The organism is Streptomyces sp. Ru72 (genome assembly GCF_002920635.1).
Lineage (GTDB): Bacteria > Actinomycetota > Actinomycetes > Streptomycetales > Streptomycetaceae > Streptomyces.
Genome location: NZ_PQSR01000016.1, coordinates 63,874 through 85,418 on the forward strand (window position 1 = coordinate 63,874; position 21,545 = coordinate 85,418).

At 72.4% G+C, this 21,545-nt stretch carries 22 protein-coding genes and 1 tRNA gene; 12 read left to right on the plus strand and 11 right to left on the minus strand.

Features of this window, described 5'->3' with window-relative positions:
* The first annotated feature begins 83 nt into the window (after positions 1-83).
* On the plus strand, positions 84-1,067 hold the full coding sequence (locus C3488_RS10630; RefSeq protein WP_103839110.1) for an aldo/keto reductase: 984 nt from the start codon (positions 84-86) through the stop codon (positions 1,065-1,067).
* A complete protein-coding gene (locus C3488_RS10635) occupies positions 1,064-3,301 on the plus strand; it encodes a helix-hairpin-helix domain-containing protein (protein WP_103839111.1) in 2,238 nt (745 codons plus the stop codon). Before C3488_RS10630 ends, C3488_RS10635 begins: the two co-directional genes overlap by 4 nt.
* A gap of 82 nt (positions 3,302-3,383) precedes the next feature.
* On the opposite strand, the gene C3488_RS10640 is transcribed toward C3488_RS10635, so the two are convergent.
* On the minus strand, positions 3,384-4,076 hold the full coding sequence (locus C3488_RS10640) for a hypothetical protein (protein ID WP_103839112.1): 693 nt from the start codon (positions 4,074-4,076) through the stop codon (positions 3,384-3,386).
* A gap of 47 nt (positions 4,077-4,123) precedes the next feature.
* On the opposite strand from C3488_RS10640, the gene C3488_RS10645 reads away from it, so the two are divergent.
* Positions 4,124-4,312, plus strand: coding sequence for a DUF5703 family protein (locus C3488_RS10645; protein ID WP_030053310.1), 189 nt, complete (start codon positions 4,124-4,126; stop codon positions 4,310-4,312).
* Between the two features lie 89 nt (positions 4,313-4,401).
* On the opposite strand, the gene C3488_RS10650 is transcribed toward C3488_RS10645, so the two are convergent.
* The 3 genes from C3488_RS10650 to C3488_RS10660 all read right to left on the minus strand — a co-directional run bounded on the left by C3488_RS10650 (position 4,402) and on the right by C3488_RS10660 (position 7,063).
* Positions 4,402-5,184 carry a chaplin gene (locus C3488_RS10650; RefSeq protein ID WP_103839113.1) on the minus strand — a complete coding sequence of 261 codons (783 nt, stop codon included), beginning with the start codon at positions 5,182-5,184 and terminating at the stop codon, positions 4,402-4,404.
* A gap of 168 nt (positions 5,185-5,352) precedes the next feature.
* Positions 5,353-5,586 carry a chaplin ChpH gene (gene chpH / locus C3488_RS10655; protein WP_103839114.1) on the minus strand — a complete coding sequence of 78 codons (234 nt, stop codon included), beginning with the start codon at positions 5,584-5,586 and terminating at the stop codon, positions 5,353-5,355.
* A gap of 151 nt (positions 5,587-5,737) precedes the next feature.
* Entirely contained in the window at positions 5,738-7,063 is a 1,326-nt protein-coding gene (locus C3488_RS10660; protein WP_103839115.1) for a M20/M25/M40 family metallo-hydrolase, read from the minus strand.
* Between the two features lie 184 nt (positions 7,064-7,247).
* Here C3488_RS10660 and C3488_RS10665 point away from each other — a divergent pair.
* The 3 genes from C3488_RS10665 to C3488_RS10675 all read left to right on the plus strand — a co-directional run bounded on the left by C3488_RS10665 (position 7,248) and on the right by C3488_RS10675 (position 9,707).
* Positions 7,248-7,332: transfer RNA gene (locus C3488_RS10665), tRNA-Leu, on the plus strand.
* Between the two features lie 83 nt (positions 7,333-7,415).
* A complete protein-coding gene (gene polX, locus C3488_RS10670) occupies positions 7,416-9,143 on the plus strand; it encodes a DNA polymerase/3'-5' exonuclease PolX (protein ID WP_103839116.1) in 1,728 nt (575 codons plus the stop codon).
* Between the two features lie 87 nt (positions 9,144-9,230).
* Positions 9,231-9,707, plus strand: a complete 477-nt coding sequence (locus C3488_RS10675; protein WP_258053367.1) for a DUF5709 domain-containing protein — start codon at positions 9,231-9,233, stop codon at positions 9,705-9,707.
* A 1-nt stretch (position 9,708) separates the two neighbouring features.
* Here C3488_RS10675 and C3488_RS10680 read toward each other — a convergent pair whose 3' ends face one another.
* The 3 genes from C3488_RS10680 to C3488_RS10690 all read right to left on the minus strand — a co-directional run bounded on the left by C3488_RS10680 (position 9,709) and on the right by C3488_RS10690 (position 12,497).
* Entirely contained in the window at positions 9,709-10,824 is a 1,116-nt protein-coding gene (locus C3488_RS10680) for a CapA family protein (protein ID WP_103839117.1), read from the minus strand.
* A 62-nt stretch (positions 10,825-10,886) separates the two neighbouring features.
* The gene (locus C3488_RS10685; RefSeq protein WP_103839118.1) at positions 10,887-12,173 is read right to left on the minus strand and encodes a phosphoribosyltransferase family protein; all 1,287 of its coding nucleotides are present in this window, start codon (positions 12,171-12,173) and stop codon (positions 10,887-10,889) included.
* Between the two features lie 12 nt (positions 12,174-12,185).
* On the minus strand, positions 12,186-12,497 hold the full coding sequence (locus C3488_RS10690) for a dsRBD fold-containing protein (protein WP_103839119.1): 312 nt from the start codon (positions 12,495-12,497) through the stop codon (positions 12,186-12,188).
* Between the two features lie 134 nt (positions 12,498-12,631).
* Between C3488_RS10690 and C3488_RS10695 the strand changes: the two genes are divergently transcribed.
* A complete protein-coding gene (locus C3488_RS10695; RefSeq protein WP_181138961.1) occupies positions 12,632-13,042 on the plus strand; it encodes a YchJ family protein in 411 nt (136 codons plus the stop codon).
* A 31-nt stretch (positions 13,043-13,073) separates the two neighbouring features.
* Here the strand turns inward: C3488_RS10695 and C3488_RS10700 are convergent, their stop codons facing one another.
* Positions 13,074-13,775 (minus strand): FadR/GntR family transcriptional regulator, encoded by a 702-nt coding sequence (locus C3488_RS10700; protein WP_103839120.1) that lies wholly within the window; start codon positions 13,773-13,775, stop codon positions 13,074-13,076.
* 130 nt (positions 13,776-13,905) lie between these two features.
* Between C3488_RS10700 and C3488_RS10705 the strand changes: the two genes are divergently transcribed.
* From C3488_RS10705 to C3488_RS40440, 5 genes are all read left to right on the plus strand, one after another.
* Positions 13,906-14,445, plus strand: coding sequence for a gluconokinase (locus C3488_RS10705; RefSeq protein ID WP_103839121.1), 540 nt, complete (start codon positions 13,906-13,908; stop codon positions 14,443-14,445).
* A 134-nt stretch (positions 14,446-14,579) separates the two neighbouring features.
* The gene (locus tag C3488_RS10710; RefSeq protein WP_103839122.1) at positions 14,580-15,977 is read left to right on the plus strand and encodes a GntP family permease; all 1,398 of its coding nucleotides are present in this window, start codon (positions 14,580-14,582) and stop codon (positions 15,975-15,977) included.
* A 13-nt stretch (positions 15,978-15,990) separates the two neighbouring features.
* Positions 15,991-16,752, plus strand: a complete 762-nt coding sequence (locus C3488_RS10715; protein ID WP_103839123.1) for an SDR family oxidoreductase — start codon at positions 15,991-15,993, stop codon at positions 16,750-16,752.
* Between the two features lie 23 nt (positions 16,753-16,775).
* On the plus strand, positions 16,776-17,807 hold the full coding sequence (locus C3488_RS10720; protein WP_103839158.1) for an L-idonate 5-dehydrogenase: 1,032 nt from the start codon (positions 16,776-16,778) through the stop codon (positions 17,805-17,807).
* Positions 17,808-17,835: 28 nt separating this feature from the next.
* On the plus strand, positions 17,836-18,543 hold the full coding sequence (locus C3488_RS40440; RefSeq protein WP_181138962.1) for a hypothetical protein: 708 nt from the start codon (positions 17,836-17,838) through the stop codon (positions 18,541-18,543).
* On the opposite strand, the gene C3488_RS10735 is transcribed toward C3488_RS40440, so the two are convergent.
* The 3 genes from C3488_RS10735 to C3488_RS10745 form a co-directional block, all read right to left on the minus strand.
* A complete protein-coding gene (locus C3488_RS10735) occupies positions 18,497-19,132 on the minus strand; it encodes a cytochrome b/b6 domain-containing protein (RefSeq protein WP_103839125.1) in 636 nt (211 codons plus the stop codon). The two genes, C3488_RS40440 and C3488_RS10735, sit on opposite strands and share 47 nt — an antisense overlap.
* Entirely contained in the window at positions 19,116-19,865 is a 750-nt protein-coding gene (locus C3488_RS10740) for a molybdopterin-dependent oxidoreductase (protein ID WP_103839126.1), read from the minus strand. The genes C3488_RS10735 and C3488_RS10740 overlap by 17 nt, the downstream gene beginning before the upstream one ends.
* A gap of 128 nt (positions 19,866-19,993) precedes the next feature.
* Entirely contained in the window at positions 19,994-21,544 is a 1,551-nt protein-coding gene (locus C3488_RS10745) for an APC family permease (RefSeq protein WP_103839127.1), read from the minus strand.
* Between the last annotated feature and the right edge of the window lies 1 nt (position 21,545).

Here is a 21,545-nt window from a genome sequence, read left to right on the forward strand (position 1 = left end):
CCCGGAAATCCCCTCACGGACGGGGGAGACGCGTTGTCCACAGGCCCCCCACGAGCCGAGTTCAGGCCGTAATCTCGGCGTTCATGGAGCAGAGGCATCTCGGCCGTACCGGCCTTCGTGTGTCGCGGATCGGGCTCGGCACCCTGACGTGGGGCCGCGACACGGACGAGCACGACGCCGCGGACCAGTTGAAGGTGTTCTGGGAAGCGGGCGGGACCCTCGTCGACACGGCCGACGTGTACGGGGACGGGGAGGCCGAGTATCTGCTCGGACGGCTCATGGACGGCCTCGTGCCCCGCCGGGACCTGGTGATCTCGACGAAGGCGGGCAGCGTCCCCGACCCGGACCGCCGCTTCGACTGCTCGCGCGGTCATCTCCTCGCCGCCCTGGACGCCTCGCTCGCCCGTCTGGGCACGGACTACGTCGACGTCTGGCACGTCCATGCCTTCGACCCGTACACCCCGCTGGAGGAGACCCTGCAGGCGCTCGACCTGGCGGTCGGCAGCGGCCGGGCGCGGTATGCGGGGGTCTCCAACTTCTGCGGCTGGCAGCTGGCGAAGGCGGCGACGTGGCAGCTCGCGGCGCCGGGCGTGAGGACCCGGATCGCCAGCACACAGATGGAGTACTCGCTGCTGCAGCGGGGAGTGGAGCGAGAGGTGCTGCCTGCGGCGCGGGACCTGGGGGTCGGGCTGCTGCCGTCGTCTCCGCTGGGCCGGGGTGTGCTGACCGGCAAGTACCGGCACTCGACACCGGCCGACTCGCGCGGGGCGTCGGAGCACATGGGACCGTTCGTCGCGCCCTACCTCGACGACACGGCGAGCAGCATCGTCGACGCCGTGCAGACGGCCGCCGACGGGCTCGCCGCGACGCCGTTGCAGGTGGCCCTGGCGTGGGTCCGGGACCGGCCCGGGGTGGTCGCGCCGATCGTCGGCGCGCGCAACGCGCAGCAGCTCACGGCGGCGTTGTCAGTGGAGACGCTTAGTCTTCCGGACGAGATCTGCCGGGCGCTGGACGATGTGTCGGCCCCGGTGCACCGCTATCCCGATCACGACTGGAGCACGCTGTGAGCACGGACCCGGAGACGACGGAGACGGCCCCTCGGGCGGAGGACGGGGCCGGGACCGCCGGGGGCGGCGGCGCGGGGAGCGACAGGGCCGCGGAGCCGGTGCCCGCAGAGCGGATCACCGAGAGCTCCGGGGACGAGGCGCCGGCGGTCGGCGGCCCGGACCCGGCGGACGGCTCCCCTGGTCCCTCGCAGGACACCGGCGAGGGCGAGGCAGCCGCGCGCGAGATGTCCGAGGCCGAGGCCGAGCTGGCCGCTCAGCGGGTGGAGCGGGAGCGGATCGAGCGGCGGAAGGCCGCGAAGCAGGGCCCCGTCGAGGCCGGTGGGAAGCTCAGCGGGAAGGCCGCCGACCTGCTCGCAGCCGTGCGGGCCGTGGAGAGCGGTGAGAAGCCGGTGACGAGCGCATTCAGCGAGCCCGCGCCCGCACCGCGCCGCGCCACCACCCCCGAGCCGGTGCGTCGCCCCCAGCCCGTGGCGGCCGCCGCGGCGCCGCCCGCCGCCGAGACGGTGGCGTCGGTGCGGGCCGTCCTGGCCGAGGGCGGCGCCCCGGACACGCTCGCCGCCCAGGTCGTCGAGGCGCTCGGCGAGGGTGCGGAGGCACGGCTGCGCTCCGACCCCTGGCAGCTGCTGCGCGTCTTCGGAGTGCGACCCGAGCAGGCCGACACCTTCGCCCGCGCCCTGCTCGGCGCGGACTGCCGCCCGGACGACGAGCGCCGGGCCCGTGCGACGACGGTCTGGCTGCTGGAGCAGGCGGCCCTCGCCGGGCACACCGCCCTGGAGGTCCCGGCGCTGGAGGCGGCGCTCGGCCGGCGCCAGGTGCCGGACCCCGAGGCGGCCGTGCGCGCCACCATCGCCGAGGGCGAGGCCCTGGTCTTCCAGGACGCCCTGGAGTCGGCCCCCCCGGGCGGCGACGAGGAGCAGGAGCGCCCGGTGCGCGTCCTGATCGGCCTGGAGCGGTACGCCCTGGCGGAGGAGAGTCTCGCCGACGGACTCGCCCGGCTGGTCAACTCCGTGCCGAAGGAGGACGGCGCGGCGGAGGACTGGCAGCGGGCAGCCCGATCGGCGGCGGGCTCCGCCGCGGAACTGATCGGTGCGGTCGCGGACCACGCCCTGGTGCTGCACACCGGGTCGGAGGCGTCCCGCGCCGAGCCGGCGACACTGCTGCGTGAGGCACGCCGGCTCGGGCTGCGCGCCTGGGCCGCCACACACGGCCCGGCCGGCCGCGACCAGTTCGGCGCGCTGCTCGCCCGCCTCGACCTGCCGGACGACGAACGAACACACCCGCCGCTCACCACCGTCGCGGGCCTCCTGTCCGGTGGCGAGGGTCCGGGACGGGACGCGGACGGCGCGCTGGACCTCGATCTTCTCATCGTGCTGGACGCGCCCCAGCTGGATGTCGAGACGGCGGCCCTGCTCGTCGAGTCGCTGCCCGACGGAGCCCGGCTGGTGCTGAGCGGCGACCCGGGTGTGCTCTGGTCGGTCGGCCCCGGGCGCGTCTTCGGGGACCTGCTCGCGGCCCGCGTGTGCCCGCAGATCGCCTCGCGGACCCCCGACCCGGGCCCGCTCGGCGAACTGGTCTCCGCCATCGGCATCGGTGAGCTGCCGCAGGTCGACGCGCCCGGCAAGGAGGTCGTGATCGTGCCGGTGCGGGACGCCGGGGAGGCGGTGCACCGGACCGTGCAGCTGGTCGCGGACTCGGTGCCGCGGGCGATCGAGGTTCCGGCGGAGGAGACGCAGGTGATCACGCCGGGCCACGGCGGCGCCGCGGGGACCCGCGTACTGAACGCGGCACTGAAGGAGCGGCTCAACCCGGGGCCGGGGCGCTTCGGCGGCTTCGACCCGGGCGACCGGATCGCCTACTCCCCCGCGCCGGGGCGTACGCTGCCGGGTCGTGTCGTGAAGGGCGACGCCGAGGGGTTGCACCTGGAGTGCGCGGGCGTCGCCGTGGTGGTGCCGAAGGAGCGGGTGGAGCAGACGCTACGGCACGGCTGGGCGCTGACCGCGCACCAGGCGGTGGGGCAGCAGTGGCCGGCGGTGGTCGTGGTCCTTCCGGGCGACGCCGCTCAGAGCCTGACCCGGCCGTGGGTCTACACGGCCTTCGGCCGAGCGGTCCGCCATCTGTCGGTGGTGCACGGCGCGGACCAGGCGCTGCCGCGGGCCGTGGCGGAGATCCAGGCCAAGCCGCGTACCACCCGCCTGGTCGCGCTGCTGAGGCCCCAGGTCCCGACGTCGGGCTGAGAGTGGCACCTCACTGCGACGGACCCGGTGGTGCCGTGCTGCCCAGGCCGCACGGCACCACCGGAGAAGCCCCTGCCGACGATCACCGATCCAACGGTTCCAGATCCTCGTCGTCGTCCAGCTCGAGCTCGTCGTCCTCCAGCTCCTCGTCCCGCAGCTGCTCGTCGTCCGCATCCTCGTCGAAGACGGAGCTGACGTCGAAACGGCAGATCACCCGCTGGGGATCGACCTGCTCGAAGGGCGCCTCCAGCCACTCCCCCGGCTCGGCCGGTTCCTCGTCGGCCACCACCCACAGTGTGGAGTCGCCCTCCTCGAGTCCGAACTCCTTGTGCCGGGAGGCGATCTCGTCCGCTTCGAACTCCCCGAAGAGCACGCCGAGCGCACCGTGGACGGTGCCGGCCGACGACGCCGACGTGGGCTCCTCGTCCGCGGCCTCCACGCGCTCCGCCTGTGCCAGCAGCCGCTGGGGCTCCGCAACCGCGTAGTCCCGGCGGATCAGCACGCTCAGCGCGCTCGGCTCCTCGGGGCCCGTGTACGGCGGAAGGGGCTCCTCCGCACCGGGGATCTCGAAGGGGGTGACCTCGTCGTAGCGGTCGTAGAGCAGCTCGTCGTACTCCTCGGCCGCCGCGGCCAGCTCGTTGAACGCCTCGTAGACGGCCGGGTCGTCCTCACCCGTCCTGCGCTCGACCGCGGCAAGGTGGCGGTCGAGTGCGGTCTTGACCGCCTCGGCGGCGGCGCGTACCTCGGCAGCGGTGGGCTGCGCAGCATCAGACATAGTGCAGACGCTATCCGTACCGGGCCCCAGCCCGCACAATAGATGCGATGCCGGAATACGAATTTGTCGACGTGTACGTGCCTCGCGGGGTCTCCCGCAAGGACGCCACACGCCTGCTGACGGACCATGCCGAGTACGGACACTGGGAGTTGGACCGCCTGAGCCTGCTGCGCGACGGGAGCCGCAAGGTGCGGTTGCGTCGGCGGATCATCCGCCAGGTGCGCGCTACGTGGTGAGCAAAGGTGACTGAAACGGATCGGGCCCCGCACGGACGGGGCCCGATCCGTATCGCCCGCCACGGGGGAAGCGAGCGGTGCCGGTGCCGTTACGCGCGCGCCCGTGCCCTGCGGTAGAGCAGCGCGCCGCCGAGCAGGGCTCCCGCGCCGACCGGCGCCAGAAGGCCGAGCGGCAGGTCGCTACCGGTGTGGGCGAGCTGTGCGGTGGCCGCGGGCTGGGTGACGGACTGCCCACCGGGGTGGTTGACATGCCGGCCGCCGCCCGGCTGCTGCGGCGTACCGGGGTGACGGGGCGTGCCGGGAGGCGTGGTGGTGCCGCCGCCAGGAGGCGTGGTGGTGCCGCCACCGGGAGGCGTGGTGCCGCCACCGCCACCGGGAGGCGTCGTTCCGCCACCGCCACCGGGAGGCGTGGTACCGCCACCGCCACCGGGCGGGGTGGTGGAGTGGCCGCCGCCCGGGTTGGCGCAGTCGTTGCCGCCCGCCGGGTTGCCGATCCCGCCCACGTTGACGGAGTTGCCGCAGACGTTCACCGGCACGTCGACCGGCACCTGCACGGTGTTGCCGGAGCCGACGCCGGGCGAGTCGCTGGTGTGGCCGCCGGCGTGGGCGCCACCCCCGCCGGACTGGTTGCCGGTGTTCGCGCACGTGTTGCCGGCCGCCGGGTTGAGCAGCCCGATGACGTTCACGGTGTTGCCGCAGACGTTCACCGGCACGTGCACGGGCACCTGCACCAGGTTGCCCGACAGCACGCCGGGCGAGTTGGTGGCGGAGCCGTTCGCTCCGGCGTCGGCGTGCGCGTAGCCGCCGGTGACGGCGAGGACTCCGGTCGCCGCCGCCATGGTCATCAGGCCCTTGCGGGTGACCTGTCGCATTGCTGATTTCCCTGTCTTCGAGCTGGTCGTGGACCTTCGGAAGGCATCCGGCGCGGTGGGCGCGGACGCGGAGGAACCGGTCGGCCCCGGAGCACATGGCACGCACTCCGGGGCCGACGGACTCACACCCTCATGGGGTTCGGGCCCCTCATGGGGTGAGGCACCACGTCAGTGGTTGATGCAGGTGTTGCCGAAGGCGGGGTTCAGCAGCCCGATCACCGAGATCGTGTTGCCGCAGACGTTCACCGGGACGTGCACCGGAACCTGGATCACATTGCCGGACACGACACCCGGGGAGTGCGTGGCGGCACCCTGGGCGCCCGAGTCGGCGACAGCCAGACCCGCACCCGCGAGAACCAGTCCACCGGTGGCAGCCGCAGCAGCGACGACCTTCTTGATCATTATTCCTCCTTGTTGGCAAAGCGATCCAAGCCTCGGACCGCATCACGTGTAACGAGGAGGGAGTAATGGAGCTACGAGCGTATGGTCGCATTCACTCGTCCCGGGGTGTTCCCGTACGCGCTGGCGAATTGCGCACGGGAACGGTGCCGGCTCAGGACGCGTCGATGAACCGGTCCAGCACCCGCACGCCGAACCGCAGCGCGTCCACCGGCACCCGCTCGTCGACCCCGTGGAACATGCCCGCGAAGTCCAGCTCCGGCGGCAGCTTCAGCGGCGCGAAGCCGAAGCCCCGGATGCCGAGGTCGTCGAAGGACTTGGCGTCCGTGCCGCCCGAGAGCATGTACGGGATCGCCTTCGCGGCCGGATCCTCCGCCAGCAGCGCCGACTGCATCGCCTCCACCAGCGCACCGTCGAAGCCGGTCTCGACGGCCTTGTCGGCGTGCACGTCCTCGCGCCGCACGTTCGGCCCGAGGATCCGGTCCACGTCGGCGAGGAACTCCTCCTCGAAGCCGGGCAGGAAGCGCCCGTCGACGTGCGCGGTGGCCTCGCCGGGAATGACGTTCACCTTGTAACCGGCGTTCAGCTGGGTGGGGTTGGCCGTGTTGCTCAGGGTCGCGCCGATGAGCTTGGCGATGCCGCCGAGCTTGGCGAGGGTGCCCTCCATGTTCTCCGGGTCGAGCTCGGTGCCGAGCGCGTCGCCGAGTTCGTCGAGGAAGGCCCGCGTCGTCTTGGTGACCCGTACCGGGAACGTGTGCCGGCCGAGGCGTGCCACGGCCTCGGAGAGCTCGGTGATCGCGTTGTCCCGGTGGATCATCGACCCGTGGCCCGCGGTGCCGGCCACGGTGAGCTTCATCCAGTGCATGCCCTTCTCGGCCGTCTGGATCAGGTAGAGCCGGCGCTGCTCGTTCACCGTGAACGAGAAGCCGCCCACCTCGCTGATGGCCTCGGTGACGCCCTCGAAGAGGTCGCGGTGGTTGTCGACCAGGTACCGGGCGCCGTAGGTGCCGCCCGCCTCCTCGTCGGCGAGGAAGGCGAGGACGATGTCGCGCGGCGGCCTGCGCCCGCTGCGCAGCCGGTCGCGGACGACCGCCAGGGTCATGGCGTCCATGTCCTTCATGTCGACCGCGCCGCGCCCCCACACGCATCCGTCGGCGATCTCGCCGGAGAAGGGGTGGTGCGTCCAGTCGTCCGCGTTGGCCGGTACGACGTCGGTGTGGCCGTGGATGAGCAGCGCGGGCCGTGAGGGGTCCTCGCCCTCGATACGGGCCACCGTGGAGGCACGACCCGGGTGCGACTCGAAGATCTTCGGTTCGAGCCCCACCTCGGCGAGCTTCTCGGCGACGTACTCGGCGGCCCTCCGTTCGCCGGGACCCGAGTGGTCGCCGTAGTTGCTGGTGTCGATCTGGATCAGCTCACGGCAGAGGTCGACGACCTCGTCCTCGCCGGTGACGCTCCTGGCCGTGCCGGTGTCGGTCACGCTGCTTCCTCCCGGTTCCCTGCTGGTGGTCCTCCTCATCCTCCCCCCGACCCCCGTCGCGGCCCAAGGTGGTGTACGGCCCGTCACAGGCCGTTCACGCGGGAACGGGGGTGATCGAACGCCGCCGAAAGCCTGGTAATGTTTCCTTCGTCGCCGCGGGGGAAGCCCGCACGACAGACACCTTGTCCGGGTGGCGGAATGGCAGACGCGCTAGCTTGAGGTGCTAGTGCCCTTTATCGGGCGTGGGGGTTCAAGTCCCCCCTCGGACACTTCACCCGAAGGGTGCCGACCGGTTCCGGTCGGCACCCTTTCGTGTGTGGCCCGCCTCTCGGGCGGTTCCTAGACTCGAGGTGTGGCCCGGGCCAACGAAGAGGTCGAGGCGCTCCTGCAGGAGTACGCGGACCTCGTCGCGATCACGGGAGGCGACGCCTTCAAGGTGCGCGCCTACGAGAAGGCCGCGCGTGCCATCGGCGGCCACCCGGCCGACATCTCCCGTCTGGACGCCGACGGGCTGCGGGACATCCCGAACGTGGGCAGGTCGATCGCCGAGAAGGTCATCGAGTATCTGCGCACCGGCACGGTCGCGGTGGTCGAGGAGCGCCGGGCGAAGATCCCGGCCGGGGTGCGGGAGCTGATCACGATCCCCACGCTGGGCCCCAAGAAGGCGATGCGGCTCTACGAGGACCTGCACATCTCGTCGGTGAGCGAGCTGGCGGCCGCGATCGAGGCGGACGCGCTGGCCGATCTGAAGGGGTTCGGCGAGAAGACGCAGGAGAACATCCTGCACGGGATCCGGCTCATGCAGCAGGCGGGCGGCCGTATCCCGATCCATCTGGCCCTGGACACCGCCGAGGAGATCGTCTCCGAGCTGTCCCAGGTCACCGGCTGCAAGCGCTGCACGTACGCGGGATCGCTGCGGCGGATGAGGGAGACGATCGGCGACATCGACATCCTGGTCGCCGCGAAGCGGTCGGCCCCCTTCATGGAGGCCCTGGAGGCGCTGCCCGCGACCGCCGAGGTGATCGCGCACGGTGAGAAGAAGACGTCGATCCGCACCACCAAGGGCGTGCAGGTGGACCTGCGGGTGCTGCCGCCCGACTCGTGGGGCGCCGGCTTGCAGTACTTCACCGGCTCCAAGGCGCACAACATCCGGACCCGCACCATCGCCGTACGCCAGGGTCTGAAGCTGTCCGAGTACGGCCTGTTCGACACGGACAGCGGGGAGTCGGTCGCCTCCCGCAGTGAGGAGGAGGTGTACGCCCGGCTGGGCCTGCCGTGGATTCCGCCGACGCTGCGGGAGGACCGGGGGGAGATCCAGGCGGCCGTGCGCGGGGAGCTTCCGCAGGTCGTGACGGAGCGGGACGTGCGCGGCGATCTGCACACCCACACGGACCTCACCGACGGGCTGGCCTCCCTGGAGGCGATGGTGGAGGCGGCGGCCGAGCGCGGTTACGCGTACTACGCGGTCACCGACCATGCGCCGAACCTGTACATGCAGCGCATGACGGACGAGAAGATCCTCGCCCAGCGCGAGGAGCTGCGGGCGCTGGACGGCGCGCACCACGGGATGCGGCTGCTGCACGGCACCGAGCTCAACATCAGTGCCGAGGGGGACGTGGACTGGCCGGGCGCGTTCCTGGCCGGCTTCGACCTATGCGTGGCCTCGCTGCACTCGCACTTCGACCTCGACCGCAGGGCGATGACGCGGCGGCTGGTGCGGGCCTGTGAGAATCCGCACGTCAACATCATCGGCCATCCGACCACGCGCCTGATCGGAAAGCGGCCGGGGGTGGACGCCGACTGGGACCAGGTCTTCGCGGCCTGCGCCCGCACCGGCACCGCGCTGGAGATCAACGCCCAGCCGGACCGGCTCGACCTGTGCGACGAGGACATCCTGCGGGCCCGGCAGCACGGCGTGAAGTTCGCCGTGAACACCGACGCGCACTCCGTGCTCCACCTGGCCCACCTGCGCTACGGCGTCGGTACCGCGCAGCGCGGCTGGCTCACGGCGGACGACGTGATCAACACCTGGCCGCTGCGGCGGCTGCGCCGGTTCCTGGCCAAGGACGGGTCGCGGTGAGACGGCGCGCGTTTGCCGTACGGCGGACCGGAGACCCGAGACGTGTCGCCGCAACTCGTGGGACGCGATACGTGAGGGGGTGCCGCAGTGACCGAGAACAGCATGGGTGACGAGGTCTACCAGCCCCAGCAGGACGAGGACGTCGTGGAGGACATGAGCCCGCTGGAGTCCCCGGACAGCCTGGAGAACCGGGTGGTGGAGCCCATGGAGGAGGGCTACTCGCCGCCGGAGAAGCCTCTCGCGGTGAACGACGTGGGCACCACCGCGGCCGAGCAGCGCGACGGCGAGTCGCTGGACGAGCGGCTGGCCCGGGAGGTGCCCGAGGACACGGCCACGGTGGGCGACGGGATCGGGGACCTGCCCGGCGGTGAGGGCGAGCCGAGGGACGACGAGGTCGGCGGCCCGGACGCCGGGCGGCTGGTCGCGCCGGACGAGGGCGCGCACGAGGACACCGACGCGGAGGCCGTCGCGAACGACGTCGGCATCGACAGCGGCGCCCGCACCGCCGAGGAGGCCGCCGTGCACGTCGTGCCGGATGACGACGAGGACGAGACGCGGCTGTAGGTCAGCGCAGGGCGCGCAGCGTGAGCGTGCCGTCGGGCTCGCGGTCGACGCGGGTGCCGAACTCCCGGCTGAATCCGTCGAGGGCGGTGCGCAGCCAGGCGGTGTCCTCGTCCGAGGCGTGCTCCAACCGCATTCTGCGCGCCTGGAGGGTGACGATGCGGGCGCCGGTCGTCCGGCCGGTGTCCGGATCGACCGTCACCAGGTACAGCAGGCGCAGGTCGTCGCGGTAGCGCTCGTATCCGCCGATGCCCTCGTAGTCGTCGACGAGGTCCCCGCAGCCGTACAGGACGAGCCTGCCCCGGTAGGTCTCCAGCGGGCGCGGGTGGTGCGAGGAGTGCCCGTGGACGATGTCCACGCCCGCGTCGACGAGCGCGTGGGCGAAGCGGATCTCGGCGCGGGAGACGTCGTAGCCCCAGTTGGGTCCCCAGTGGACCGAGGCGACGACGATGTCACCGGGGTGCTTGAGCTGCCGCAGCCGGGCGGCGAAGCCGGCGGCCACGGCGACGGACGGGCCCGTGACGAAGTCGACGCCGGACCGGTCCTCGGTGGCGGCCCAGTCCTCCGGGATCCCGCTTGAGGGCATGCCGAAGGAGAACACCAGCACACGTCCGCCCCCGTCGAGGGGGACGATCGCGGGCCGTCCGGCCGCGGTCGCGTCCCGGCCCGCCCCGGCCGTGCGCAGCCCCGCTGCCGACAGGGAGTCGAGGGTCTCCTCCAGGCCGCGCCGGCCGAAGTCGAGGACGTGGTTGTTGGCGAGGGCGCAGACGTCCGGGCGCAGGGCGGCCAGGCAGGGCAGGTTGGCGGGGCTCATCCGGTAGTGGACGCCCTTGCCGGGTGCGAACTCCCCGTCGCCGGTGACGGCGGTCTCCAGGTTGACCACCCGGACGTCGGGCGCGGCGTCCTGGAGGACCGCCAGTGCCTCGCCCCAGGGCCAGGAGTAGTCGACCGGCTGGGGAATGGGCCCGTTGGCGGCCTCGGCCAGCCCGACGTAGGCCCGGGCGTCGTGGATGTAGGTCTCCCGCAGCGCCGGGTCGCCGGGATGCGGGAGGATCTGGTCGACGCCCCGGCCGAGCATGACATCCCCGCACAGGAACAGGGTCACCGCGCCCGTGTGCACTCTCCCACGCTAAGGCGGTATCGAGCGCCGCGCGAAGGGTCGCGGTTCCACATGGGTCCCGGTCACACGTGCGCGGGGGCCATGTGGTCGGTGAACCAGTCGCGGGCCAGGTCGGTGACCGCCTCGAGGGCGCCCGGTTCCTCGAACAGGTGGGTGGCGCCGGGGACGACCGCGAGGTGGTTCTCGCAGCGCAACCGGGCCTGGGCCTGCCGGTTGAGGTCGAGGACGACCGGGTCGGCGCCGCCGACGACGAGCAGGGTGGGTGCCGTCACCTCGGGCAGGCGCGGTCCGGCGAGGTCGGGCCTGCCGCCGCGGGAGACGACCGCGGCGATGCGCGTCCCCGGTTCGGCGGCCGCCCACAGCGCGGCGGCGGCGCCGGTGCTGGCGCCGAAGTAGCCGACGGCGAGGCCCTCCGTCTCCGGCCGGGTGCGCAGCCAGCCGGTGGTGTCGGCGAGCCGCCCGGCCAGCAGCCCGGTGTCGAAGACGTTGGCCCGGTCGCGCTCCTCCTCCTCGGTGAGCAGGTCGAACAGCAGCGTGCCGAGCCCGGCCCGGTTCAGGCCCTCGGCCACGAACCGGTTGCGCGGGCTGTGCCGGCTGCTGCCGCTGCCGTGGGCGAAGACGACGATCCCGGTCGGGTCCTCGGGAACGGTCAGCCGTCCGCCGAGGCGTGCGGCACCGGCGGCCACCTCCACCTCGCGGTCCACGGTCCCCGGGTGCCCCGCCGCCCGTTGCAGGCAGGCGGCCACTTCGGCGTCGTCGACCTGGGCGAAGTCGGCGTAGAACTGGCCGACCGCGAAGAAGACCCGCGGTGTGTCGAGACAGACCAGCTCGTCGGCCTCGTCGGCGAGCCGCTCGGTCCAGTCGTGCGGCGCTACGGGCACCGCCAGCACGATCCGTGCCGCTCCCCTGGCCCGGGCGATCCGGCAGGCGGCACGCGCGGTGGACCCGGTGGCCACCCCGTCGTCGACGACCACCACGGTCCGCCCCTCGACGGAGACCGGTGAGCGCCCGCCCCGGTAGCGCCGGGCCCGCAGTTCCAGCACCTCGCGCTCGCGCTCCTCGACCTGTGCCAGTTCCTCCGGGGTGACGCGGGCCTCCCTCACCACCGCGTCGTTGATCACACGCACGCCGTCCTCGCCGATCGCCCCCATCCCCAGCTCCGGCTGGAAGGGCACACCCAGCTTGCGGACCAGGCACACGTCCAGCGGCGCCCCGAGCGCGTCGGCGACCTCGGCGGCGACCGGCACCCCTCCTCTGGGCAGCCCCAGCACCACGAGGTCGCGGCCCCTGAGGTGCCTGAGGCGGGCGCCCAACTGCCGTCCGGCTTCGAGACGATCGGTGAAGACCACGACGCAGCCTCCTCACTCCCGGGGGGACCAGAGCGGTGCGGGCGGGGGCTCCTCGGGCCTCCCTGCCGCCGTGATGTCACCGACGGCGGCGGCGACCAGCCGGCGGCCCAGGGCGATCAGGGCCCGTCCGGCGGCGAGTTCGTCGCCGATCTCGGGCACCGCCGTGTCGTACGGGCTGCGGTGGGCCTCCGCATGGCTTTCGAGCACGTTCTCGCCGGTGTCCAGGACGGCCCGGGCCGTGGTCGCCGGGTCTTGTTCGGACAGGTACAGGTGCAGCGTCCACTCCTTGGCGGACACAGGCCGGCTGTCGGCGGCTCGGGTCATCGTCCGTCCCTCCTCACGCGGGTGCGAGGCAAGAGGACTGAAGGGGATGCGGGTCCCCTTCCACTGTGACTCCGATGGGCGCGTGCCGCACAGTCCCCGCGGGGCACGTTGCCGGGCCGGGCAGAATGGCGGTCATGACCACGCGTTCCTGCCCGTGCGGGCTGCCCGAGACCTACGAGAACTGCTGCGGCCGTTTCCTCCTCCAGCCTCGAACACGCTCGGCCGGGGGGACCCCCCTGGGGACCGCGGCCGCGCCGACCGCCGAGGCGCTCATGCGGTCGCGGTACAGCGCCTTCGTGCGACGGGACGCGGGGTATCTGCTGCGGACCTGGCATCCGCGCACCCGGCCGGAGCGGCTCGACCTCGATCCTCGGATGCGGTGGACGGGGCTGGAGATCCTGGGGACGACGGAGGGTTCCGCGTTCCACTCCACGGGGACCGTGACCTTCCGCGCCTCCTACCGGGGTGGCTCGCTGCACGAGCGCAGCCGGTTCGAGCGGGTCGACGGGGCGTGGGTGTACGTCGACGGGGACTTCCTCGACTGAGACCGACGGCTTCTGACAGCTCCCGGCCCCGTCACGGCGCGAGGATGTCCAGTTCGTGCAGCGCGCCCACGGTGATCTCGCGGGTGAGCTGCTCGGCGCGGGCCGCGTCGCCCTCCCGTACCGCCTCCGCGACCTGCACGTGCAGGGTGACCGCGGCCGGGTCGGGGTCCTCGAACATGACGTCGTGGTGGGTGCGGCCGGAGAGGACCTCCGCGACCACGTCGCCGAGGCGCGCGAACATCTCGTTGCCCGACGCCCGGAGGATCACCCGGTGGAAGGCCACGTCGTGGACCAGGTAGGCCGCCAGTTTGTGGCCGCGTGAGTTGGCCACCATCCCGAGGGCGCACTCGGTGAGTTCGGCGCACTGCTCGGCGGTGGCGTGGCGCGCGGCGAGGCCGGCCGCGACCGGCTCGATCGCCGAGCGCAGCACGGTCAGCGAGCGCAGCTGCCGAGGGCGGTCGGCGCCGGCCAGCCGCCACCGGATGACCTGGGGGTCGTAGACGTTCCACTCGGACGAGGGCAGGACCGTCACGCCCACCCGGCGGCGCGACTCCACCAGGTGCATGGACTCCAGGACGCGCACCGCCTCGCGCATCACGGACCGTGACACCTCGAAGTGCTGGGCGAGTTCGTCGGTGCGCAGGACGCTGCCCGGCGGGTACTCGCCCGCGGTGATCGCGGGGCCGAGGGTGTCCAGTACATGGCCGTGCAGCCCCCGGCCCGGTGTGCTCATGCACTCAGCGTACGAGGAAGGTCACGACAAGAAAAAGTCAGACTTATATGTCACAGAGTCTTGAATTCGTCGTACCTAATCGGCTTCAGTGACGTCGACACCAGATGTCGACGAAGACAGCGAGAGCACGATGCAGCATCCGCGTACCCCCCACGTCGTCGTGGTCATGGGCGTCGCAGGCACCGGCAAGACCACCATCGGTCCCCTGCTTGCGGCCCGGCTCGGCGTCCCGTACGCCGAGGGCGACGACTTCCACCCTCCGGCCAACATCGCCAAGATGTCGGCCGGCATCCCGCTCGACGACGAGGACCGGTGGCCCTGGCTGGACGCCATCGGCTCCTGGGCGCACGAGCGGGCGGGGCTCGGCGGGGTGGTCAGCAGCTCGGCGCTGAAGCGGGCGTACCGCGACCGGCTGCGGGCCGCGGCTCCCGGCGTCGTCTTCGTGCATCTGACCGGCGACCGGGGGCTCATCGAGGAACGGATGGCGCACCGCCAGGGGCACTTCATGCCCACCGCGCTGCTGGACTCCCAGTTCGCCACGCTCCAGCCGCTGGAGCCTGACGAGCGGGGGGTCGCGGTGGACGTCTCGGGCAGCCCCGAGGACATCACCGCCCGCGCCGTGAACGCCCTGCGCGACCTCGAGCAGTCCTCCGCACGCTCCTCGCAGTAACTCCCGCGCCCTCGGCGCGAGCCCTCCCCAGGGGCCGCGGCCTCGGCACGCCCTCTCTCCCCAGGGGCGACGGCCGACGAGGGCCTTCCCCACCCGAAACCGAGAGTTCCTCTCCTCACTCCTAGGGAACACCCGTGACCAGACTCAGCGTCGAGATGCTGGCAGCGGACCCCGTCGAGCCGATCACGTCGGCGGGCCACGCTCAACTGGGCATCGCGGCGGTGGCGGGCATCGCCGTCATCGTGCTGCTCATCACCAAGTTCAAGCTCCACGCCTTCCTGGCCCTGACCATCGGCTCGCTCGCGCTGGGCGCGTTCGCCGGGGCGCCGCTCGACAAGGCGATCACCAGTTTCACCACCGGGCTCGGCTCGACCGTGGCCGGTGTGGGCGTCCTGATCGCGCTCGGCGCGATCCTCGGCAAGCTGCTCGCCGACTCCGGCGGCGCGGACCAGATCGTCGACACGATCCTCGCCAAGGCGCAGGGGCGCGCGATGCCCTGGGCGATGGTGCTGATCGCCTCGGTGATCGGGCTGCCGCTGTTCTTCGAGGTCGGCATCGTGCTGCTGATACCGGTCGTGCTGATGGTCGCCAAGCGCGGCAACTACTCGCTGATGCGGATCGGCATCCCGGCGCTCGCGGGCCTGTCCGTGATGCACGGTCTGGTCCCGCCGCACCCCGGTCCGCTGGTCGCCATCGACGCGGTCAAGGCGAATCTCGGTGTGACGCTGGCGCTCGGTGTGCTGGTCGCGATCCCCACGGTGATCATCGCCGGTCCGCTGTTCTCGAAGGTCGCGGCCCGCTGGGTGGACGCCCCGGTCCCCGACCGCATGATTCCCCCTCGCGCCTCCGAAGAGCTGGAGCGGCGCCCCGGGTTCGGCCCCACGCTGGCGACCGTGCTGCTGCCGGTCGTGCTGATGCTGGCGAAGGCGCTGGTGGACATCGTCGTCGACGACCCGGCCAAGATGGTGCAGCGCGTGTTCGACGTGATCGGCTCGCCGCTGATCGCGCTGCTCGCGGCCGTGATCGTGGGCATATTCACGCTGGGCCGCCCGGCCGGCTTCAGCAAGGAGCGGATCTCCCGGCTCGTGGAGAAGGGCCTCGCTCCCATCGCGGGCATCCTGCTGATCGTGGGCGCGGGCGGCGGCTTCAAGCAGACGCTGATCGACTGCGGCGTGGGCCGGATGGTCCTCGACATATCGAAGGACTGGTCGATCCCCGCGCTGCTGCTGGCCTGGCTGATCGCGGTGGCGATCCGGCTCGCGACCGGTTCCGCGACCGTGGCGACCGTCTCGGCCGCCGGTCTGGTCGCACCGCTCGCGGCCGACATGTCGACCACGCACGCGGCCCTGCTGGTGCTGGCCATCGGCGCCGGCTCGCTCTTCCTCAGCCATGTCAACGACGCCGGATTCTGGCTGGTGAAGGAGTACTTCGGGCTCAGTGTCGGCCAGAACCTGAAGACCTGGTCGGTCATGGAGTGCATCATCTCCGTGGTCGCCGGCGCACTGGTCCTCCTGCTCTCCCTCATCATCTAGGAGTACTACGGCGATGACGGCTCACCCCCTCTTCGACATCGGCGGCCGTACGGCACTGGTGACCGGCTCCAGCCGGGGCATCGGCCTCGCGCTCGCCCGCGGGCTGGCTCAGGCCGGCTGCACGGTGGTCCTGAACGGACGCGACGCCGACCGGCTCACGAAGGCGGCGGCGGAACTGCCGGGCGAGGTGCACACGGCCGTGTTCGACGTGACCGACGGCGCCTCGGTCGCCGCCGGGATCGCGGACGTCGAGGAGCGGGTGGGCCCCCTCGACATCCTGGTCAACAACGCCGGCATGCAACTGCGCGCACCTCTGCTGGAGTTCACGGACGCCGACTGGCACCGGATCCTGGACACCAACCTGACCAGTGCGTTCCTGGTCGGCCGAGAGGCAGCCCGGTACATGACCGAGCGCGGCCACGGGAAGATCATCAACATCTGCTCGCTGCAGAGCGAGGTGGTCCGCCCCGGGATCGCGCCGTACGCGGCGACCAAGGGCGCGCTGAAGATGCTCACCAAGGGCATGTGCGCGGACTGGGGTCCGCACGGTGTGCAGGTCAACGGGCTCGGCCCCGGCTACATCGAGACGGAGCTGACCCGGCCGCTCGTGGAGGACGAGGAGTTCAGCGCCTGGGTGCGCAGGCGCACCCCGGCCGGGCGCTGGGGGCGTACGGAGGACCTGGTGGGCGGGGTGCTGTTCCTCGCCTCCCCCGCGGCGGACTTCGTCAGCGGGCAGGTGCTGTACGTCGACGGCGGCATGACCAGCGTGCTGTGAAGGGGGCCATCGAGATGTCCGTGATGCTGGGTTGTGTCATCCACGGCCAGGGCGACCTGCGGGTCGATGAACTGCCGGTCCCGGAGCCGGGGCCCGGGCAGGCACTGGTCGCCGTCCGCTACGGCGGGGTGTGCGGCTCGGATCTGCACTACTGGCGGCACGGCGGGGTCGGGGACTTCCGGCTCAGGGAGCCGATGGTGCTGGGGCACGAAGTGGTCGGGACGGTGGTCGACTACGGTGACGGGGCGTCAGGTCCGGCCGTCGGCACGGCCGTCGCCGTGCACCCGGCCACTCCGTGCGGGGTGTGTCCGGAGTGCGCGGGCGGGCTGCGGAACGTCTGCCGGGACACCCGCTACCTGGGCAGCGCCGCCCGTTTCCCGCATGTACAGGGCGGCTTCGCGGCGCGGATGGCGGTCCCGGCCGAGCAGCTGAGGCCGCTTCCGGCCGGTCTCGAGCTGCGCCGGGCGGCGCTCGCCGAGCCGTTGTCGGTGGCGCTGCACGCGGTGCGCCGGGCCGGTGAGGTGGCCGGCCGGCACGTCCTGGTGACCGGTGCGGGCCCGATCGGCTGTCTGGTGGTGGCGGCCGTGAAGGCGGCGGGCGCGGCGCGGGTCACGGGTACGGACCTGCTGCCTCAGGCGCTGGAGTTCGCCGCGGCGGCGGGCGCCGACGCCCTCGTACGGGCGGACGATCCGGACGATGCGGGGTGGCCCGCCGAGGTGGACGTGGCGGTGGAGGCGTCGGGGGTCGCCGCCGGGCTCGACACCTGTCTGCGGCTGGTCCGCCGGGGCGGTGTCGTCGTCCAGCTCGGCATGCTGCCCCCGGGTCGGAGCCCCTTCGTGGGCAACCTGCTGGTGAGCCGGGAGATCGACCTGCGCGGCGCGTTCCGCTTCGACACGGAGTTCGACGACGCGCTCGGCCTGCTCGCCTCCGACCCGGCGTTCGACGCGCTGATCAGCGAGGTGGTGCCGGTGTTGGAGGCGGAGTCGGCGTTCGCCCTGGCGGCGGACCGGAGCCGGTCGTGCAAGGTGCTGCTGGACTTCGGGGAGTCGGGCTAGAGGGGGCGCCCGACCAGCGAGGCGAGAGGTGGCGGGCGGCGGTCGGATCGTCGATCGCCGCCTTGATCCGCGCCCGTTCCCCCGCGAGTCCTTCGAGGAGTTCCGGGCACTTGCCGGCCAGGACGACGTTCTCGTCCTGGCCGCAGGGCAGGATCTCGGCGATGACGGACGTGCCGAGCCCCGCCGACAGCAGGACCTGGATGCGCCGCACGGTCGGCGCATCCCGCTCCTCTTACTCGCGGTATCCGCTCGGCACGCGTACGACGCGGTACGGGAGACGATGGCGGCGCTCGGCGGTGCAAACAGCTGTCTCGACACCGATCCGGGACGTGCGGCGGCGTACGAAACGGCGCTGATGGACCTGTTCGCCACCTGCGTGCACGGAGCCGCGCACGCCTTCGCCCTCGCCTCGGCGGAGAGCATCGCGCCCGGGGATCTCGCGCCGTTCGCCGTCGGGATCAGCGCTGTGCTCTCCGAGATGATCCCCCGGTGGGCCGAGCGGTTGCGGACCGGCCGCTTCCCGGGAGGGCGTTCCACCGTGGCGTCGGCGGCGGCCACGCTCACCCGGCTCGTCCAGGCCGCGTCGGCGCACGGCCTGGACACCGGTGCCCTGGCGGCGGCCAAGCGGACCGCCGACCGGGCCGTCGCCGCCGGGCACGGCCGGGACGGCCTCGCGCGGCTCGTGGCGGCTACGGCCGCCACAGCGGGTGTTCCCGCTCCGCCCAGTCGCGGCTGACCAGGCCCGTGCGCAGGCCCCGGCGGGACTCCGGGTCGCCGAGGGCCATGCCGATGTGGCCGGCCAGGACCACGCCGATCGTCAGGGCGAGCCAGTCGTGGACGAACGTCGCCGAGGTGCGCCACATCAGCGGCGTGAGGTGCGTGAACCACATCAGCAGCCCGGTGCCGAGCATGACCAGCGTGGCGCCCGCGATCCACGCCGCGTACGTCTTCTGCCCCGCGTTGAACTTGCCCGCGGGCCGGGACGCGCGGCGGTGGTCGCGCCGCAGGGCCGCACGCAGCCAGACCCGGTCGTGCGGCCCCCAGCGGTTGAGGTGGCCGAGGTCGGCGCGGAAGGCCCGGGAGGCGAGGCCGAGCAGGACCGGGGCCGGCAGCAGCACGCCCGCGACCTCGTGGACCCTGACCACCAGTTCGCGGCGCCCCACCAGTTCCGCGAACGCGGGGATGTAGAGGCAGGCCGCCGTCACCACGCACACGCCCATCAGCACGGCTGTCGCGCGGTGGACCCAGTGCTCGGCGCGGGTGAAGCGGAGTACCCGGGCGGGGGCGGAGACGGGGGGCTGCGGGGCGTCAACTCGTGGGGGCATCGTCGCGTCCGTTCGACCGGCCGACCCAGGCGTCGACGTCGTATCCGCGTTCCTCCCAGTACCCGGCGCGCACGTCCCGGGTGACGGTGATGCCGGAGAGCCATTTCGCGGACTTGTAGAAGTACATGGGGGCGACGTAGAGCCGGACCGGGCCGCCGTGGTCGTGGGTCACCGGCTTGTCCTGCATCTTCAGGGCGACCAGGACGTCGTCGCGGCGCGCCTGGTCCAGGGTGAGGCTCTCGGTGTACGCCCCGTCGAAGCAGGTGAAGCGGACGGCGCCGGCGGAGGACCGCACGCCCGCGGCGTCCAGCAGCGCGGACAGCCGTACGCCTTCGAACGGCGTCTTCGGCACCCGCCAGCCCGTGACGCACTGGACGTCGTGCACGAGCCTGGTCTGGGGCAGGGAGCGCAGGTCGGCCAGGGTGTACGTCTTCGGGTGGTCGACCAGGCCGTTCACGGTGAGCCGGTAGCTCGTCTCGCCGAGGTGCGGGACGGACGCGGTCACCGAGTAGTAGCGGAAGCCGCCGCCGTTGGGCAGCAGTCCGGTCAGGCCCGTCGGGTCCTTGCCGGCGACATCGCCGAGCACGGACTCCAGGCCGCGCTGGAGGGTGGGCGCCGCGATCACGCCGAGCGCGCCGAGTCCCAGGGTGCCCAGCAGCACCCGGCGGCCGATCGGGGTACCGGTCGCCGGGGGCTCCGGTGCATCCGGCTCTTGCGGTCGTTCAGGGTTCACACAACGATTCGAGCACCCGGCACCCCCTCGATGCCAGGGGAACCGGGTGCCCGTCAGGATTCCGTCATCTCTTCTCACCGGGTTCTCAGGAAGCCGGCTCAGCGAGGTGCATCAGCGAGGTACGCCGGTCATGCCGTCGATTCCGCCGCCTTCTCCAGCTGGAACGCCTCGTTTCCCAGGCCGATGCGGGCGTGCGCCTGGGGTTTGCGGGAGCGCAGCAGCAGGCCCTGACCCAGGCCGAGCAGCAGAGCGACGCCGATGATCGCGGGGAGCAGCCATCCGAGTTCCGAGTCCGGGCCCGTGCCGACCAGGACGTCGAAGTCCTTGACCGTGTAGGCGGCGATCACCAGCAGGGCGAGCCCCGCCACCGCGGAGGTGGCCATCCGCCAGGCCTGGGCGCGGGCGGAGCCACGGCGGGCGAAGAAGACGATCACGGAGGCCGAGGCGGCCACCATCAGCACGGTGACGCCGAGCGCTCCGACGCTGCCGAACCAGGTGAACAGGTGCAGCACGGGCGCGGTCGGGTCGCCGTTCGGCTTGTCGTCGGCCACCGCGAACGCGATGACGATCACCGCGGACACCGCGCTCTGCAGCAGCGAGCCGGTGCCGGGCGCACCGCTGGTCCCCGTGGTGCGCCCGAAGGCGGCCGGCAGCAGTCCCTCGCGACCCATGGCGAACGCGTACCGGGCGACCACGTTGTGGAAGCTGAGGAGCGCCGCGAACATGCCGGTCACGAACAGCACGTGCAGCACGTCCGTGAAGGTGTGCCCAAGGAGGGACCCGGTCAGCCAGAAAAGCAGCCCGGCGCTCTGCTTCTGCGCGGCCGGGACGATCTGGGAGGGCCCTGCGGCGACCGTCATCGCCCACGAGCTGACCGCGAAGAAGACGGCGACGAAGCCGATCGCGAGGAACATCACCCGGGGCACCAGGACGTGCGGGCGGCTGGTCTCCTCGGCGTAGACGGGTGCCTGTTCGAAGCCGGTGAAGGCGGCGAGGCAGAAGCACAGCGCGGTGCCGACGCCCGCCCCGGTGAGGGTGTCCGGGTTGAAGGCGTGCAGGGACAGGCCCTCCCTGGAGGGATCGGCGACGGCCGCCACGTCGAAGATCACGACGAGCGCGACCTCGATCAGCAGCAGGACGCCGAGCACACGCGCGTTGACGTCGATCTTCAGCCAGCCGAGCGTGCCGACGACGAGGACGGCGGCCAGTGCCGGGATCCACCAGGCCAACTGGACGTCCAGATAGGTGGCGAACAGTCCGGAGACCTCGAAGCCGAAGATGCCGTAGATCCCGAACTGCAGCGCGCTGTAGGCGACGAGGGCCACCGCCGCCGCGGCCGCCCCCGCCGTACCGCCGAGCCCTCGGGAAATGTACGCGTAGAACGCGCCCGCGTTGTGGACGTGGCGGCTCATCTCCGCGTACCCGAGGGAGAACAGGACCAGCACCACGCCGAGGACGACGAAGAGCAGCGGCTGGCCGACGACGCCCATCACCCCGAATGTGGTGGGCATGACACCGGCGACGACCATGAGAGGGGCGGTCGCCGCCAGCACGGACAGCAGCAGGCCCGTCGTGCCGAGCCGGTCGGCGCGCAGGGCGCGTTCCTGCCCCTTGAAGGTGGGGATGGCGCCGCCGTCGGCGGCGGCCGGTCTGCTCGTGCTCGAACTGCCGGTCGTCATC

What these genes read in the sequence shown, in the direction of transcription:
- C3488_RS10630 (WP_103839110.1), top strand. Translation starts at nt 84, where the DNA reads ATGGAGCAGAGGCATCTCGGCCGTACCGGCCTTCGTGTGTCGCGGATC.
- C3488_RS10640 (WP_103839112.1), bottom strand. Translation starts at nt 4,076, where the DNA reads ATGTCTGATGCTGCGCAGCCCACCGCTGCCGAGGTACGCGCCGCCGCC.
- C3488_RS10645 (WP_030053310.1), top strand. Translation starts at nt 4,124, where the DNA reads ATGCCGGAATACGAATTTGTCGACGTGTACGTGCCTCGCGGGGTCTCC.
- C3488_RS10650 (WP_103839113.1), bottom strand. Translation starts at nt 5,184, where the DNA reads ATGCGACAGGTCACCCGCAAGGGCCTGATGACCATGGCGGCGGCGACC.
- chpH (WP_103839114.1), bottom strand. Translation starts at nt 5,586, where the DNA reads ATGATCAAGAAGGTCGTCGCTGCTGCGGCTGCCACCGGTGGACTGGTT.
- C3488_RS10690 (WP_103839119.1), bottom strand. Translation starts at nt 12,497, where the DNA reads ATGACCCGAGCCGCCGACAGCCGGCCTGTGTCCGCCAAGGAGTGGACG.
- C3488_RS10695 (WP_181138961.1), top strand. Translation starts at nt 12,632, where the DNA reads ATGACCACGCGTTCCTGCCCGTGCGGGCTGCCCGAGACCTACGAGAAC.
- C3488_RS10700 (WP_103839120.1), bottom strand. Translation starts at nt 13,775, where the DNA reads ATGAGCACACCGGGCCGGGGGCTGCACGGCCATGTACTGGACACCCTC.
- C3488_RS10705 (WP_103839121.1), top strand. Translation starts at nt 13,906, where the DNA reads ATGCAGCATCCGCGTACCCCCCACGTCGTCGTGGTCATGGGCGTCGCA.
- C3488_RS10715 (WP_103839123.1), top strand. Translation starts at nt 15,991, where the DNA reads ATGACGGCTCACCCCCTCTTCGACATCGGCGGCCGTACGGCACTGGTG.
- C3488_RS10720 (WP_103839158.1), top strand. Translation starts at nt 16,776, where the DNA reads ATGCTGGGTTGTGTCATCCACGGCCAGGGCGACCTGCGGGTCGATGAA.
- C3488_RS10735 (WP_103839125.1), bottom strand. Translation starts at nt 19,132, where the DNA reads ATGCCCCCACGAGTTGACGCCCCGCAGCCCCCCGTCTCCGCCCCCGCC.
- C3488_RS10745 (WP_103839127.1), bottom strand. Translation starts at nt 21,544, where the DNA reads ATGACGACCGGCAGTTCGAGCACGAGCAGACCGGCCGCCGCCGACGGC.